This window comes from Shewanella sp. 553 (assembly GCF_059338375.1).
In genome coordinates this window covers 1,206,735-1,223,379 of sequence record NZ_CM181701.1, presented here as the reverse complement: position 1 = coordinate 1,223,379, position 16,645 = coordinate 1,206,735, and the positions used below count along the sequence as shown (strand labels likewise).

General features: G+C 47.1%; 9 protein-coding genes and 1 pseudogene. 4 read left to right on the top strand and 6 right to left on the bottom strand.

Going from position 1 to position 16,645, the window contains the following annotated elements; translation table 11 throughout:
• Positions 1 to 176: 176 nt before the first annotated feature.
• The 3 genes from AC5YBZ_RS05440 to AC5YBZ_RS05430 all read left to right on the top strand — a co-directional run bounded on the left by AC5YBZ_RS05440 (position 177) and on the right by AC5YBZ_RS05430 (position 4,017).
• Positions 177 to 2,660 (top strand): motility associated factor glycosyltransferase family protein, encoded by a 2,484-nt coding sequence (locus AC5YBZ_RS05440; protein WP_494543522.1) that lies wholly within the window; start codon positions 177 to 179, stop codon positions 2,658 to 2,660.
• Positions 2,661 to 2,910: 250 nt separating this feature from the next.
• A complete protein-coding gene (locus AC5YBZ_RS05435) occupies positions 2,911 to 3,390 on the top strand; it encodes a DUF2947 domain-containing protein (RefSeq protein WP_475516247.1) in 480 nt (159 codons plus the stop codon).
• A 66-nt stretch (positions 3,391 to 3,456) separates the two neighbouring features.
• The gene (locus tag AC5YBZ_RS05430; protein WP_494543521.1) at positions 3,457 to 4,017 is read left to right on the top strand and encodes a chalcone isomerase family protein; all 561 of its coding nucleotides are present in this window, start codon (positions 3,457 to 3,459) and stop codon (positions 4,015 to 4,017) included.
• A gap of 136 nt (positions 4,018 to 4,153) precedes the next feature.
• On the opposite strand, the gene AC5YBZ_RS05425 is transcribed toward AC5YBZ_RS05430, so the two are convergent.
• Both AC5YBZ_RS05425 and AC5YBZ_RS05420 read right to left on the bottom strand, forming a co-directional pair.
• On the bottom strand, positions 4,154 to 5,065 hold the full coding sequence (locus AC5YBZ_RS05425) for a DUF6268 family outer membrane beta-barrel protein (RefSeq protein WP_494543520.1): 912 nt from the start codon (positions 5,063 to 5,065) through the stop codon (positions 4,154 to 4,156).
• Between the two features lie 379 nt (positions 5,066 to 5,444).
• Complete coding sequence (locus AC5YBZ_RS05420) at positions 5,445 to 5,642, bottom strand: TetR/AcrR family transcriptional regulator C-terminal domain-containing protein (protein ID WP_494521646.1); 198 nt, start codon at positions 5,640 to 5,642, stop codon at positions 5,445 to 5,447.
• A gap of 235 nt (positions 5,643 to 5,877) precedes the next feature.
• On the opposite strand from AC5YBZ_RS05420, the gene AC5YBZ_RS05415 reads away from it, so the two are divergent.
• Complete coding sequence (locus AC5YBZ_RS05415; RefSeq protein WP_494543519.1) at positions 5,878 to 7,878, top strand: methyl-accepting chemotaxis protein; 2,001 nt, start codon at positions 5,878 to 5,880, stop codon at positions 7,876 to 7,878.
• A 538-nt stretch (positions 7,879 to 8,416) separates the two neighbouring features.
• On the opposite strand, the gene cydX is transcribed toward AC5YBZ_RS05415, so the two are convergent.
• The 4 genes and pseudogenes from cydX to purL form a co-directional block, all read right to left on the bottom strand.
• Complete coding sequence (gene cydX, locus AC5YBZ_RS05410; protein ID WP_494519691.1) at positions 8,417 to 8,533, bottom strand: cytochrome bd-I oxidase subunit CydX; 117 nt, start codon at positions 8,531 to 8,533, stop codon at positions 8,417 to 8,419.
• A gap of 12 nt (positions 8,534 to 8,545) precedes the next feature.
• Positions 8,546 to 9,686, bottom strand: a pseudogene (gene cydB, locus AC5YBZ_RS05405) (cytochrome d ubiquinol oxidase subunit II).
• Positions 9,687 to 9,701: 15 nt separating this feature from the next.
• Complete coding sequence (locus AC5YBZ_RS05400; protein ID WP_494543518.1) at positions 9,702 to 11,258, bottom strand: cytochrome ubiquinol oxidase subunit I; 1,557 nt, start codon at positions 11,256 to 11,258, stop codon at positions 9,702 to 9,704.
• Between the two features lie 1,240 nt (positions 11,259 to 12,498).
• Complete coding sequence (gene purL / locus AC5YBZ_RS05395) at positions 12,499 to 16,380, bottom strand: phosphoribosylformylglycinamidine synthase (RefSeq protein WP_494521647.1); 3,882 nt, start codon at positions 16,378 to 16,380, stop codon at positions 12,499 to 12,501.
• Positions 16,381 to 16,645 lie beyond the last annotated feature (265 nt).

Here is a 16,645-nt window from a genome sequence, read left to right as displayed (position 1 = left end):
TAACCAACCATGGCAAAGTAAGCATGCCAACTGTAAGTCGCTAGTAGCGATTAACAGAGAATTCGCCAGCAAATTTCGCCAGTAAAGATAGGAAACCCATTTGAATCCGCAGCATTAGCAGGTAGGCTATGCTCATCACTGGTCAAGCACAATTCGAACCGACGAATGAGGACATCATGTTAGATAATCCGCCAGAAATCTCCAGAAGCTTTGCTGTCAGCCGCTTTGGCGAATATTACCTGCCCAGCATCAATCGCAATACATTTGAAAAAATTGACTCCACTTCATTGTATAACGAACGCTTCAAACAGGCCTTATCTAAACCCGATACCTTACATATCATCATCGGCCTCGATTCTGGGCTGCTGGCCAATTATGTCATGGAGCATCCGCTTGCCGATGGGGCTAAGTTTATTTTTGTTGAGCTGCCAGAAGTGCTCTCCATGTTGTCTATCGACATCCCTGAGAATCTGACAGATGAGATAAGCGTGATCTCATTTGATGAGCTTAAAGAGACCATTGCCGATATCCGCAATAATGTGTTTTTAGTCAAAGGTAAGTACGCCATTCATCGCTCAATTGCCGTCGATGGCAATTATTTAGAGCCCTACAGTGAGATCAATGCTGAAATCGAGAAAATGATTGAGCATGAATCCTTTAGCTTAGGCACGGCCTTTAATCAGAAGCTGTTTATCCAGACTCAGCTAACCAATTTAGCCGAAAACCTGCAACCCGCCTCAGTACTGCGTGGCCAATTTAATGATAAAACCTGCATCGTATTAGGCGGTGGGCCCTCCCTCGATAACAATATTGACTGGATAAAAGCCAACGCCGACCGACTGGTGATCATTGCCGCCTCACGCATTGTAGGCAAATTAGCCAAACTGGAGATAAAACCTGACATCATTGTCTCGGTCGACCCACAATCGATAAGTTTTGATGTCAATAAAGAGTTGATGTCACTGGAGCACGATACGTTGCTCGTCTACTCCTACCATGTGACCCCGAAAATTATCGGTCAATGGCGCGGCGCCGCGCTCTATACCGGCTCTCGTTTACCTTGGAACAGTGACCACGATAACAACAATATCGAGTCCGTCGGCCCCACAGTCACCAATAGCGCTATCGAAATTGCACGGGAGATGGGTTTTAGCCAAATTTTGTTGTGCGGCGTCGATTTTTGCCATTCGCAATCGGGTATCACCCACACCGCAGGCACCTATGGCGCAAGCCTTGGACCGGACATGGGGATTATGTACGAGTGGGTTGAAACCAATAGTGGTGAAATGGCGGAAACTCCTATACAGCTAATGTACGCCATACAATCACTGGCAGCAGCAATCGAGGCGTACCCTGGGGCGCGCTATATCAATCTGTCACCTGATGCCGCCAAGGTTAACGGGGTTGAACAGGTCAATGCCCATGACATCACCTTAGCAGAGATCAGCGCTAAGCAACGCGCGCTGCTGGCCCCAGCCCAGCATCTATTGAGTATCGACAAGAAATGTCAGTTACTTGGCAGCACGCTCGACGCCTTAAAAGCCACTAGCGAACAACTGGCGCAGTTAAATGACTACAATCAAGACGCACTGCAATTGGTCGACCAAATAGAAGCAGCGCATCAGTATCCTGAGCGCATAGGCGCATTAGCTAGCAAGCTCGACAATATCGAAAGCTGCATCAACGCTAACTACTCTGGCCTAGCAAAGCTGGTTAAATTTTATGGTTATTATGAATTTAGCCACTTTTTATCCACCAAAAAAGTCGATGACTGGTCACAGCAAGATGTGACTGACAATACCCGTCTTTACTATCAAGCTTTTAGCGACATCACGAGCGCATTAAGTCGATTAGTTGATGAGGCTATCGCGCGGGTAAGTTCACGCCTTGCAGAGCATCAAGATGAAGTGGATATTCACGCCTTATGTGAGCGCTGGGATATCGATGCACAGTGGGGACGCGCCCTTATTTGGCAACAGCAACATCCGCAGCAATACGCACAATTAACAACTGCTCAGCAAAGCGAACTGGCAAAAACCCGACAGCAATACCATGACCAATTTGTGGTCAAGGCGTTTATCGATCCCAGCGATGAGCCTGCTGTACCACAACTCAACAATGCCTTTAAAAAACTGCATGCTCTGCTGCATTACAAACACCTGCTGGCCATCACAAAAATGGTGCAGTACACCGCCCCTTATGTCGACAGTGATCTTGATATTACCCGTCTGCATAACTTAGCCAAAAGTTATCAATATCGGCTCGAAAACCAGCTAGAGCTGGCGCTCGATGCCGTGCTGGCAACCCCCATCGAACAGCGACAAGAAGCAGAGTTAAAGCAGATAATCCTACTGGCTTTAAAGCTTAACCGCCTGCCGCTGGCGCTGGCGCAATATGCCAAAATTATTACCTATAGCGACGAATATCTGCCGCAATATGCTCAGGCCTTATACTTAAACGACAATGCCCAAGACGCGTTAGCTACTTACTTGGATTACCTCGATAAATATCCGCAAGATATTTCGGTAATGTTAAAACTGGGGATTTTTCTCGCCAATGTCGGCCAAATCGATGGCGCACGCGCCTGTTTTGAAAACGTCTTAAGCCTAGATGAAGAAAACCAAGCCGCGATAAGCTATATCCAGCAGCTCGGCGATTAAGCGATAGGGCCTGTTGATCTTTCGAGGTTATTTTTGCAGCGAATTGTTGGGTATTTTATACAAGGCAGAAGCTTTGTGGTGTAGTTATTCTACATAAAAAGCTGAGAACGCAGTAGAAATGACCAGCAAAGATCAACAGGCCCTAGGGCGTCAGCGCAAAGATTTATCCGCTGGTGCCCTTTCCCTTGCTCGTATTCAAACCGTATAATACGCCTTTGCATATCTCACCCAATTTCGATAGCGAGGCTCTGTGGCACATACTTATATTCCACTCGATCAATACCAACGTAAATGGATCTTCAATCACAAAGATCTTCCTGTCAGTGATGATGACAAGGCATTCATTAAGCCCCTTGATCAAAAATCATCAATGGAGGTGTGGAATAAATGGATAAGTAACAAGAGCAGTCGCGCCGAGCAATTTACCAAGGGTGACTGGGCAGCAAAAGCCGATGCTTGGCTTGAAACCGACCATTGGCAAAGCGCATGGGACAGCGAAGCGGCCGAACTGCCCGAAATATTACACCATCATTTTGACTGGGAAAATGACACGCCAATCTATTTTTGCTATGAAAAATATCAAGTTATTGAAACTCGGTGGGATGTTTTTGTACGCAACTGGAAGTGTTTCCTGTTTTTTGATGACGGCCCACTACTGATCTCTCCGAAGAAAAAACAAGCGGCGATATTTCATCAAAGTGGCCAATACCAAGTGGGTCAGCGAGGTTAGCCCTCGCCCCATCATCGCCATCACGGCAACCATGACTCAAACCAATAACTAAAAATGAGACCCACGATGAAACCCATTACCACCTTAACCCTATTGCTGCCTTTACTAATGACCTGTCTGGCAAATGCCAAAACGATCGCCGATGTTGAAGTGGCTGAAATGATTCAATTAGCTGACAACACCTTGCAACTCAACGGCGCGGGCGTGCGCAGTAAATTCTTTATGGACTTGTATGTAGGCAGTCTTTACCTTCAGCAGTCAAGCAGTGACGTTGAGGCCATTATCAACGCCCCCAAGGCGGTGATCCGGCTTAATATCACCTCGGGGATGATCACCTCTGATAAAATGAGCGATGCCATTATCACCGGGTTTGACGATGCCACCCAAGGCCATGTAGCCCCCATTAAGCAACACATCGACACCTTTATGGCCTTATTTAATGAGCCTATTGTGGATGGCGATCAGTTTACCTTTGAGACCACTCAGGGCGTTGGCGTTAGTGCCTATAAAAACAACCAATTACAGGCAAACATTCAAGGCGAAGACTTTAGAAAAGCTCTGCTCAATATTTGGCTTGGAGACTCACCAGCACAAAGCAGCTTAAAGGCGGCAATGCTAGGACAATAAGGTAGCGACAATAGATGGCAGGACTGACATAAACGCATTACGCTGCCCCATAATCAACAAGCCCAACGCTATTGGCTGGGCTTGTTGATTATGGACGCAATTTTTACGACTAACTTGCTGTCACTGTAAGCGCCTATTAAAACTTATATTGCGCTGCAAATGCCATGGCCAGTTGATCATCTAGGCTATCGGTATTATTAGGTTCACTTAGCTCCATTTCACCATTAAAGTAATAACCTAAGTAACCATTGAGCGATAATGACTCATTCACCGCCCAACCTGCACGCATAAAGCTTGCCCACTCGTCGATTTCGACGGCCACGTTATCATCTTTAACTAAAAATCGTTGAGTACGCTTCGATGCGCCAACACCCACATCGATAGCATCAGACAGCTTATAACTCAGCTCCAAACCTGCTGGGACACTAAAACCAGCCGAAAATGGATTGCCCAACTTGAGCCTGTCACTAATTTGCCAGTTAACCGCCAGATAAGGCACGGTTCTGACCTCTGAAATATCGTTTAAATAGGCGACGCCAAGCCCTAACATATTGCCATTATTGAATCGGTACATACCTGAGGCGACCACACCATAACTTTGTGCATTTGAGCGCGAGGCATCCTCTGTGTAAGCGTATTGGATCTTAGGTGCAAACAGGAACATCCAACGCTGATTAGGCCGAAAGCTCAGCCCCACCCCAGCACTGTAACGGTCGACAGATGACCAAGGAGATAGTTGCCCCCCCATTAATCCAGCGCCTCTGCCTGACCAATCAAAATCTAACTTGTCATAATTAGCATTGATACTGAGTGACCACTGCTTATTCAGTGGTATATCGCTCTTAACACCAAATAACCAGGTATCTCGCTGTACCTCATAGCCCGAGTTATTCACGTCGGCATCTGAGGTCGCAATACGAGACACACTCAAAGTCAACGGCGAGTAAGGTTTGGCCACAGCAGACGCGCTAGTCCCTAGGGTGGCAACCGCCCCAAATAGTAAGGAGGTCGATAGGCGAGAAAAACGGCTGTTGTTATCAAAAATCATGCTAACTCCATCGCAGCAATATAAAAATAATGGATGATCGTTATCGATCACGGCAATGTTCACCGCAACAAAAACGAAATGCAATAGCTTAGAGAGCTACACAGTGGCTATTGCGGTTATTGAGCGCACTACTGCTTATTATCACGCCATATTATTGAGATTATTACTTTTTTAAAGCATCTATAACACAAATGGTGACACCCACAACTCAGCGTCATTAAGCAACTTCTGGGACTCTCTACGGTGTAATAAATTGGCCTGCAAGCAAACCGTTAGCATTACGCTCCTGCACAGTAAACCGATCAGCTGCGCCAAGATTATAGTTCAACTTAAGCCATCTATTTTCCCGCGATATGTCTGTTTTATGGTTTATCAACACTCAGGTTTCACTACGATAAGCTCGCAAAAACATCTCAACCGTCTCTTTAATATACCGCGTGCGATGGGGCGCGATATCCTCTACCGCCAACCCTAACTCTAACTTTAGGCGCATCTCACCAAATAACATAAGGCATAAACGCACTGCAGCGCCACGAACATCACCAAACTGATAACGGCCAACTTGTTGCAATTCAATAAAAAAGTGAGCGGTTTAAATCATCACACCTTACACAACGCTCCCCCTGCACCAAAAGCCAACCCCACATTGGTGCACGCTCAATACTGTACCATTAAAAAATCACCTCTCATGTTAACAATATGGTAACTAGTTAATTTTATAATATTTTAGTTGAATTAGACCTATGTCAAAACATTGCCGATAACATTTCTATATATTTAGCAAACAATAATAAACAAGCATGGATAGACGGATGAATTACAAACATTGGCCGGTCGCAAAACAGATAGGTGTGCTCGCCTTTATACTCACCATAATCGTATTTAGTATTATTAGCAGTGTCTCTTATATCACTGCTAATAATGTGCTCGAACAAAAAGGGATCAGCGCCATGAAGGCGCAAATGGACAGCACCGCCGACCTTATCGAGCTGCAGTACCATAGTTTATTATCATTAGCTCGTCGCAACGCCGATATCTTGCGCACCATGTACCCAGGGCAATTTTATAAACCCGACAAAACCGTCAAGGTGTTAGGCACCCCTACGCCAGCATTAGCCCACGAGCGCGAGCAAATTAACGCTTCAAAAAGTAAAGTGGACCGATTTTCTAGCCTAACGGGTGGCACTGCAACGGTATTTGTGCGTGACGGAGATGACTTTATCCGTATTTCGACCTCACTAAAAAAAGCCGACGGTCAACGTGCATTAGGCACCTATTTGGGCACCAAGCACCCAGGCTACGCTGCGCTGATCAAGGGCCAAGAATATGAGGGTTACGCTAAGCTGTTTGGTAAAGATTACATGACGGTTTACCGCCCGATAACGGGGCCTGCGGGGGATGTCATCGGTATCCTTTATATCGGCTTTGATATCACAGACTCGCTTACTGAACTGCAACAGTCGATGAACCAACTCAAGCTGGAGGAGTCAGGCTACTTCACCCTACTGCGTAATAGGGACAACATCATTATCGCCCAGCCACATCAAACGACGGGCACCCCACTTACAGAGACCATTTTAGACGGTATAAGCCTTGAGCAAGCCAAGCAAGATGAAGGTGAGCGAGAGTATCTCAATAGGCAGGGTGAAGCCATGTATGCATACTCACTCAACATTCCTGGCTGGCAATGGACCCTACTGGGCCAAACCAAAGTGCGCGAGCTAAATGAAGAAAGCCTAACACTGCTCGCCATCAATGTGGCTGTCGCACTGTTCGGCATTGTGGTTATTACCCTGCTGCTCTCTTTAGTGCTATTTAAAACCCTCAAGCCTTTAGGCGTACTGCAATATCAACTCACTCAATTAGGTGAAGGTGACTTGTCACAGCAGTTCGCGACGGTATCCAATGACAGTGATAACGAGGTGGATAAAATCACCATTAGCGCGCATCAAATGGCGACCAGCCTCAGAACCTTAATTGATGCACTACAAGCCTCGGTCAATACCCTAGAAACTCAGGCCGAGACGGCTCAAGAAACCGCACGCCTCAACGGTGAAGAGTCACAAGCATTGATGGCGCAGACCGATCAAATTGCCACCGCCATTGAAGAGATGTCGACCTCCATTCGTGATGTCGCTAGCCACGCAGGTGAAGGGGCCAATCGCAGTCAGCAAGTTGACAGTGCATCACGCGATGGCCATCAGCAGTTAAATTTAGTCGTGCAAGGGCTCACCACCTTAAGCGATCAGCTTAATAGCAGCCACATCAGTGTCGAAAACGTCAGCAAAGAGAGTGAAGCGATTAACCAAGTCACGGAAGTGATCAACAGCATCGCCGAACAGACTAACCTGCTGGCGCTTAATGCCGCCATTGAAGCCGCCCGCGCGGGGGAACAAGGCCGTGGGTTTGCCGTGGTCGCCGATGAAGTCCGCACCTTAGCCCAGCGTACCCAGTCTTCAATCTCAGAAATTAGCCAGACCATTGCTCAACTGCAATCACAGGTCAAGCTTACCGCCCAGCAGATGGGGCAAAGCCAGCAGCTGGGCACAGAGTCTGCTAATCAGGGGCAAGAGGTCGCGTTGCAGCTTAATCAAATCACTACCAGTATTGGTGAGCTAGCCATCACCTCAAGTAGTATTGCCAGTGCAACGGAGCAACAAAGCGCCGTGGCCGATGAGATAACCCGTAACTTGCATCAAATCACAGAGCTGGCTCGCGAGGGGGAACTGCGCGCCAATGAAACCCTTGATGCCGCTCAAGGTCTATCCCATTTAGCCCATGAGATAAAACAGAAGATCAGCATCTTTAAATAAGCCCTAAATACACCAGGCCATCTGCAGCTTAATGGCCTGGTGTTCCTGCACTCAAAAGCCCTACCTCAGTAACCTAATTCAGCAAGCTAAATCAGTGGCCACCACCGTAATCAATTACCTAAAAATCTAGCTCACTAGCGGTAATGCTTCACCAACATTCGGCCACCCCTTGCCCACTTTAACTAATGCTTCATCACCTCAACACATGGACCGCTTAATCACTTGGCCAATGCTGCTAGCCACATTAAATTGCTCGCAAGTCAAGTTGAGTGCAACAGTCAAACACTGCTCATCGTGATGAATGTAATCTACTCACCAGCGTAAGCGTGCCGCACTGAGTTGCGAGGTATCTATTGGGAACAGCAAAGGCAATCCCTCAGCCTGTAGCAAAGGTCTGTTACGGCGGTCTTTAGCATTGTGATGATTTCTTCCTCTCAACAAACAATAAAAAACCCCGCATCTACCAAAGTAAAGTACGGGGTTTAGAGATAACGCGACTAGCCATATTTAGGCAGCGACGCTTATCTTAGCGACGAGATTAATCTTGTTGATCTGCGTCTCTGTCCATGTTTTCAGTATTTTCTAACCACAAGGCGTTGATAATACCGAAAGAACACGCCAGCAAAATGCCTAAAATCCAAGCAAAGTACCACATAGTGTCGGCTCCTTAGTAAAGTGACGTCTTGTTATCTTCGATGTAGCTGCGGCTTAAGCGGCCAAACATCTTCAAGTAAGTCCAAATGGTGTAGCTGAGGACTATCGGTACAAAGATAGCGGCTGCCCATGTCATCACGGTTAACGTCATATGACTGGCTGTCGCATCCCACATAGTTAAGCTCACATTGGGCTCAAGTGATGATGGCATCACAAATGGGAACATAGCTGCGCCACAGGTCAAAATAATCATCGCCACTGCAACAGAGCTGAACAAGAACGCAAAACCTGAGCGGTTAAAACGACTCGCTAGCAAGGCCAGTAGTGGCATTGCAATGCCCAAAATCGGGAACAGCATAGTCACAGGGTACTTGTCATAGTTTGCTAACCAGGCACCGGCTTCAACGGCAACCGTTTTTAAGGTTGGGTTTGACACGCCGTGAGTATCAAGCGCAGATGTGATCACATAACCGTCAATCCCATTGGCTAACCAAACACCAGCGAGGGTAAACAGCACAGCCAATAACAGAGCAAACACTTGAGTGGCTTTCGCAGCACGAACGCGCAGCTCACCTTCTGTCTTCATCTGTAACCAAGCAGCACCTTGCATCATGATCATCGCCACGCTCACCAGACCAGCTAATAAACCAAATGGATTCAGCAGCCCAAACAAGCCACCATGATAAGTTGCACGTAGGAACTCATCAAAGTTAAACGGCACACCTTGTAACAAGTTACCAAATGCCACACCAATGATCAGCGGCGGAACAAAACCACCGGCAAACAATGCCCAGTCCCAGCTCTTACGCCATCTTGGATCTTCAATTTTCGAGCGATAATCGAAACCCACTGGGCGCATAAACAGGGCAAACAGCACCAACATCATCGCCACATAAAAGCCTGAGAAAGATACCGCGTACACCATAGTGCCAAGCAGCAAATAGCGCACCACCTGCGGTGATTAACCATACTTGGTTACCATCCCAGTGAGGGGCAATCGAGTTAATCATGATACGGCGATCGGTATCATCTTTACCGATGATAGGCAGCAATGCCCCCACTCCCATATCGAAACCGTCGGTGACGGCAAATCCGATGAATAGCACACCAATCAGTGCCCACCAGATAAATCTTAATATCTCATAATCAAACATAATCAGATCTCCGGCTTAAGCATCTAGCTGTTCAAAGTGATAACGACCTGTTTTCAGGCTGCTAGGGCCTTTACGAGCAAACTTAATCATTAAGAACAGCTCGATAACCAACAACACTGAATAGAACAAGGTAATTGAAATGATACTGAACCACAGATCACTTACGTTCAGGCTCGATGCCGACATGAAAGTAGGCAAAACCTCTGAAATGGTCCAAGGTTGGCGACCGTACTCGGCGACAAACCAACCACACTCAATCGCGATCCAAGGCAATGGTAAGCTGTATAGCGCAGCTTTAAGTACCCATGGTTTCTCTTCGATTTGGTGACGTGTGCTTTGCCAGAAAGCGGCAGCGAACACAAACAACATGATCACACCAAGACCGACCATTACGCGGAAGCTCCAAAACATCGGCGCGACCGATGGGATAGAATCTTTCGCCGCAGCTTGAATTTGCTCTTCGGTAGCATCAACCACATTGTCCGTGTAACGCTTAAGCAGTAAGCCATAGCCTAAGTCCACTTTAGCCTCTTCAAAAGCGGCTCGCAGCTCAGGAGTTTCGTTACCCGCACGCAACTCTGTTAGCATCGCGTAGGCTTTCATACCGTTACGAATACGCACTTCGTGTTCGGCAATCAAGTCACGAATACCAGTCACCTCTTCATCCAGAGAGCGAGTTGCAATAATGCCCATCGCATAGGGGATTTTAATGGCATAATCGGTGTGCATGGTTTCTTGATTTGGGAAACCCACAGCGGTAAATGCCGCAGGAGCTGGCTCAGTGTGCCATTCTGCTTCAATCGCGGCTAATTTAACTCGCTGTACTTCGCCGACCTTATAACCCGATTCGTCGCCTAATACGATAACCGACAAGATAGAGGTCATACCAAAACTGGCTGCAATCGCGAATGAACGACGAGCAAAAGGCAGGTCACGCTTTTTCAAGATGTAGTAAGCACTGATAGCTAAAACAAACATCGCGCCCGCTACATAACCTGACGCCACAGTATGCACAAACTTCACCTGCGCAACGGGATTAAATACCACCTCGGCAAAGCTGGTCATCTCCATACGCATGGTTTCGTAGTTAAATACGCTACCGACGGGGTTTTGCATCCAACCATTAGCCACTAGGATCCACAAGGCTGACATGTTTGAGCCCAGCGCCACTAACCAGGTAACGGCTAAGTGTTGGCGCTTACTGAAACGATCCCAACCAAAGAAGAACATCCCGACTAAAGTCGATTCGAGGAAGAACGCCATCAACCCTTCAATCGCCAGCGGTGCGCCAAAAATATCACCCACATAATGTGAGTAATACGACCAGTTAGTTCCAAATTGGAACTCCATCGCCAACCCGGTGGTCACACCGAGAGCAAAGTTAATACCAAATAGCTTACCCCAGAACTTGGTCATATCTTTATAGATCTGCTTATCGGTCATCACATACAGTGATTCCATAATGGCTAGCAAGAACGCTAACCCCAAGGTCAAAGGAACAAACAGGAAGTGATACATAGCTGTCAGCGCGAACTGCAAGCGCGAGAGCTCAACAACCTCTTCAACAATCATCAGTGACTCCTTAGGTGGTGCGAACATTATTACGATGAGATCCCCATCCACCGTAAAATGCATTTTTTAAGAACTTTATTGTTCAAAGTGATCCGTATATGTCGCCATATACTAAACCGCCAAATATTTACTTTTCAGTCAAATTGAGTAAAACAGTGCTTCAAAAGGCGTCCCCCACATAAAAACGAGACACACCCCACGAAACGGTAAGCTTTGTGATCTCTAACCCCTAAAAATCAACAGCGAAATAATTAAAAGTAATTTTTTCAGAAACTTACAACAGGGCTCGGCAAGTATACCGTGGGTATTTTATACCACTGAGAATTGATTCAAATCAATCAATCATGCCAGCAATAATGGGTTTTGCGGCAGACGACACACTTCACCCGCCAAGGTGGTTGCTAAAACAAACAAAACATGCTAGGTGGTTACGGTAATTAATAAAAGACAATACTTATAACCCCTAAGCATGTATATCTCCACAAAAAGGATATTTAACAAAACTTAACAAATAAACCATTATTATCACTAACCATAAAAAACAAACAAACCAAAATAAATGCAAGTAAAAACAAAAGTATAAAATCATTGACAGCTCAACAAGTAATCACTAGTGAATTTGAATCATTATATTTACTAATGATAAATCTTAATTTTAATCGTTTGTCCAAAATAAGACGTCTGGTTACCATACCGCCCAGTAGAGGAGCCTATAAGGCCATCCGCTGAAGTCGCCCAGTGGTGTTCGGCTCCACTCATACCATCAACCACTATGTAGAGATATCAAAATGAAAAGCTTATTTGACCGTTTAGTAAACAGCTATAAGCGTATTTTTGTTGAATTATATCAAGCTAATGCTCGTTAATACGCTGTTTAGCAAGAGTTTTAGTTAGAGTTTTGTTAGCGCAAAACCGCCATCATCTCGGTAACGGGGTGGTGGCGTTTTCATATCTAGAGCCTAATTTGCCATAGTCACATTACAGTTTAGCACTTGCTGATATACCTGCTAAAAGTTAATCGCTACGGTTTAAAAAATGCCGCATAACCCTAAGTTTAAGTATATAAAGATAAAAATGGCGTATAGATAAGCCTTTATCGCTATTTAGCACAAGGTAATATAAATACTAAACTGTAACACTTTGTATTAAATACCATTTATATTTCACAGTAATGACCAATAAAAAAGGCCTCAAAATTTCGAGGCCTTTTTTGTCGCTAAACAAGTATTAACAGTTCATGTTAACCTAATTTAGCTCTGGCATTTCTAAACATTCTCATCCAAGGGCTATCTTCGCCCCATTCATCAGGATGCCATGAGTTGGCCACGGTTCTAAACACACGCTCAGGGTGTGGCATCATGATAGTTACGCGGCCATCAGTGCTACAGATCCCTGTTAAGGCGTTCGGTGAACCATTAGGGTTTTCTGGATACTGAGTGGCAATCTGCCCATGGCCATCAACAAAACGCAGGGCGATGGTGCCCGAAGCTTCTGCAGCAGCTAGGGCTGCTGGCGACGCAAACTCGGCGCGACCTTCTCCATGGGATACCGCGATCGGCATACGCGATCCTTGCATCCCCTCAAAGAACAACGACGGGCTCTGCTGCACTTCAACCAAGCTAAAGCGAGCTTCAAAGCGCTCAGAGCGGTTACGCACAAAGTGTGGCCAGTGCTCAGTGCCCGGGATAATATCTTTTAAGTTAGATAACATCTGGCAACCGTTACAGACGCCGAGGGCGAAGCTGTCTTGACGCTCAAAGAAGCGGCTAAACTGCTCACGCGCGCGGGCATTAAACAATATCGATTTAGCCCAACCTTCACCCGCGCCCAATACGTCGCCGTATGAGAAGCCACCACAAGCCGCTAGGCCTTGGAACTCTTCAAGGCTAATTCGGCCAGACAAGATATCCGACATATGCACATCACGGCTTTCGAAACCGGCTCTATCAAACGCGGCCGCCATCTCTAGATGTGAGTTAACGCCCTGCTCACGCAAAATCGCCATCTTAGGCGCAGCGCCTTTAAGGATATAAGGTGCTGCAATATCTTCGCTTGGATTAAAGGTCAGATCCACGGTCAAACCCGGAGCATCGGCCACTTGCTTAAGCTGAAACTCTTCTAGGGCGCATTCTGGGTTGTCACGTAAAGCTTGCATGCGATAGGTGGTTTCAGCCCAGATGGTTCTCAGCTCGGTGCGCGACTCACGTAATACTTCACTCGCGCCGTCAAAAATAACAATATCATCACCAGCCACTGGTTTAGCAACGCTGACACACGCCACGCCAGCGGCCTGATACTGCGCCTTAATGGCACTGGCATCAGATGCACTCACTTGGATAACGGCGCCCAGCTCTTCGTTAAACAAGCGCTCAACATGGGTTCCGCTCAAGGCTTCAAGGTTCACCTCAAGCCCAGTATTACCCGCAAACGCCATCTCGACTAAGCTCGTTAATAAACCACCGTCACTGCGGTCGTGATAGGCAATAATCGCTTTTTTCGCAACCAGTTTTTGGGTCACGTCGAAGAAACCACGCAGCAGCGCAGCATCATTAAGATCTGGCGCCACATCACCAAGCTGGCTATAGACTTGCGCTAAACAAGAGCCCCCCAAACGGTGATGGCCTGCACTCAGATCCACCAGCAGTAACTCGGTCTCACCTTTGTCGCTGCGCAGCTCAGGCGTTACCGTATTACGAATATCTTGTACGACACCAAAGGCGGTGATCACCAGTGACATCGGCGAGGTTACCGCTTTATCGACGCCATCATCTTGCCAAGCGGTCTTCATCGACATAGAGTCTTTGCCGACCGGAATGGTTAAATCAAGCTCTGGACACAGCTGCTCCCCCACGGCCTTAACCGCTTCGTAAAGGCCAGCATCTTCACCAGGATGACCAGCAGCCGACATCCAGTTAGCCGACAGTTTGATGCGCTTGAACGAGCCAATATCGGTACCGGCAATGTTCATAATAGACTCGGCAACAGCCATGCGAGCCGAAGCGCCAAAGTCTAATAAGGCCAGCGGCGTGCGCTCACCAATCGACATGGCTTCACCGGCGTAAGTGTCGAAACTCGACGCGGTCACCGCACAATCGGCCACGGGCACCTGCCAAGGGCCCACCATCTGATCGCGATTCACCAAACCAGTAACAGTGCGGTCGCCAATGGTAATAAGGAAGGTTTTTTCCGCCACTGTGGGTAAACGTAGTACACGTTGCACCGCCTCTTTCAACTCGATAGCCCCCTGATCTAACGCTGGAGACTGCGCTTTTTGTGATACCACATCGCGGCTCATTTTAGGCGCTTTACCTAGCAAGACATCTAAAGGTAAGTCGATAGGCATATTGTCAAAGTGGCTGTCAGACAGCGATAAATGCCGCTCCTGCGTTGCCTCACCGACCACGGCAAATGGCGCGCGTTCACGCTCACAAATCGCGGTAAATACAGCTAGATTTTCGGGCGCGACCGACATCACATAACGCTCTTGCGACTCGTTACACCAGATCTCTAACGGGCTCATGCCGGGTTCATCTGATGGCACATTACGCAGCTCAAATTTACCGCCGCGCTCACCGTCATTGACGAGCTCAGGGAAAGCGTTAGATAAACCACCAGCGCCGACATCGTGAATAAACTGAATCGGGTTATCATCACCCATCTGCCAGCAGCGATCGATCACCTCTTGGCAACGACGCTCCATTTCTGGGTTTTCACGCTGCACAGAAGCAAAGTCTAAGTCTTCGCTAGACTGACCCGAGGCCATAGATGACGCCGCGCCACCGCCCAAACCGATATTCATCGCTGGGCCACCTAACACAATCAGCTTGGCGCCAACGGTGATTTCACCTTTTTGTACATGTTCTTCGCGGATATTACCCAAACCACCCGCCAGCATAATGGGCTTATGGTAGCCGCGCACTTCAACACCATTATGGCTAGAAACTTGCTGCTCATAGGTACGGAAGTAACCCACTAATGCTGGGCGACCGAATTCGTTATTGAAGGCCGCGCCACCTAATGGGCCTTCGGTCATGATATCGAGCGCGGTGACGATGCGATCCGGCTTACCATAATCACCTTCCCAAGGTTGCACGAAACCTGGGATCTTAAGGTTAGAAACACTAAAGCCGGTTAATCCTGCTTTAGGCTTAGAGCCGCGGCCAGTGGCACCTTCGTCACGAATTTCACCGCCCGAGCCGGTGGCCGCACCTGGGTATGGACTAATCGCCGTGGGGTGATTGTGGGTTTCCACCTTCATCAACACATGCATAGGTTCTGTATGGTAGGCGTACACCCCATTTTGCTCAGGGAAGAAACGCCCAGCCACCGAACCTTCCATCACGGCAGCGTTATCTTTATAGGCGGATAACACATGATCAGGTGTCTTTTCGAAGGTGTTTTTAATCATTTTGAACAACGATTTAGGCTGAACTTCGCCGTCGATTGTCCAATCGGCATTAAAGATTTTATGTCGGCAGTGCTCAGAGTTTGCCTGTGCAAACATCATCAGCTCAACGTCATTTGGATTACGGTTAAGACGGACAAAGTTGTCGACTAAGTAATCTATCTCATCGGCCGCTAACGCAAGCCCTAGCTCGATATTGGCTTGCTCGAGCGCGCGTTTGCCTTCACCGAGAATATTCACACTGGTGACTTTGGCTGGCGCAGTGCGAGCAAACAAGCTAGCAGCTTGCTCAAAATCAGTCAGCATCACTTCGACCATGCGGTCATGTAATAGTTGGTTTAACTGCTTTTGCTGCTCATCATTAAGACTATCGCCTTGGACGTAATACGCGACACCACGCTCTAAACGCTTCACTTTGTGTAAACCACAATTGTGTGCGATGTCTGTCGCTTTAGATGACCAGGGAGAGATGGTGCCGGGACGGGGAGTAACAAAGTAGAGGGTGCCTTGTGGAGCATGTGCTTCGATAGCGGGTCCATAGGTCAGTAACTTGGCTAGTTGCTGGGTTTCGCTAGCATCTAGCGTAGCGGTTAAATCGGCTAAATGTACAAACTCAGCGTAGATATTGTTAATGGGCAGAGCTGCGTTATCACAGGATGCCATTAATTTTTGAACTCTAAACGCTGATAATGCAGGGGCTCCGCGGATGATCTCCATCACGTCTTTTCACCTTATTAATTATAATTGCAGGGTCAGATCTGGCGCTATTATAGGGAAATACGGTGCACAAATCATCAGGCTTGTGGCGCCAAAACGGCGTTTCATTCAGTTTATTAGCCTCGTAATGCGAAAACTGCATTACGTGATAAAAAAACTGACTTGAAAATACAAAATATTCCCATAATTAACGGGACATGACTGCACGAAATGCCAGCAAAAATATAATGAGCAACTACTGAAAAATCGATTAAAATTAATTTAT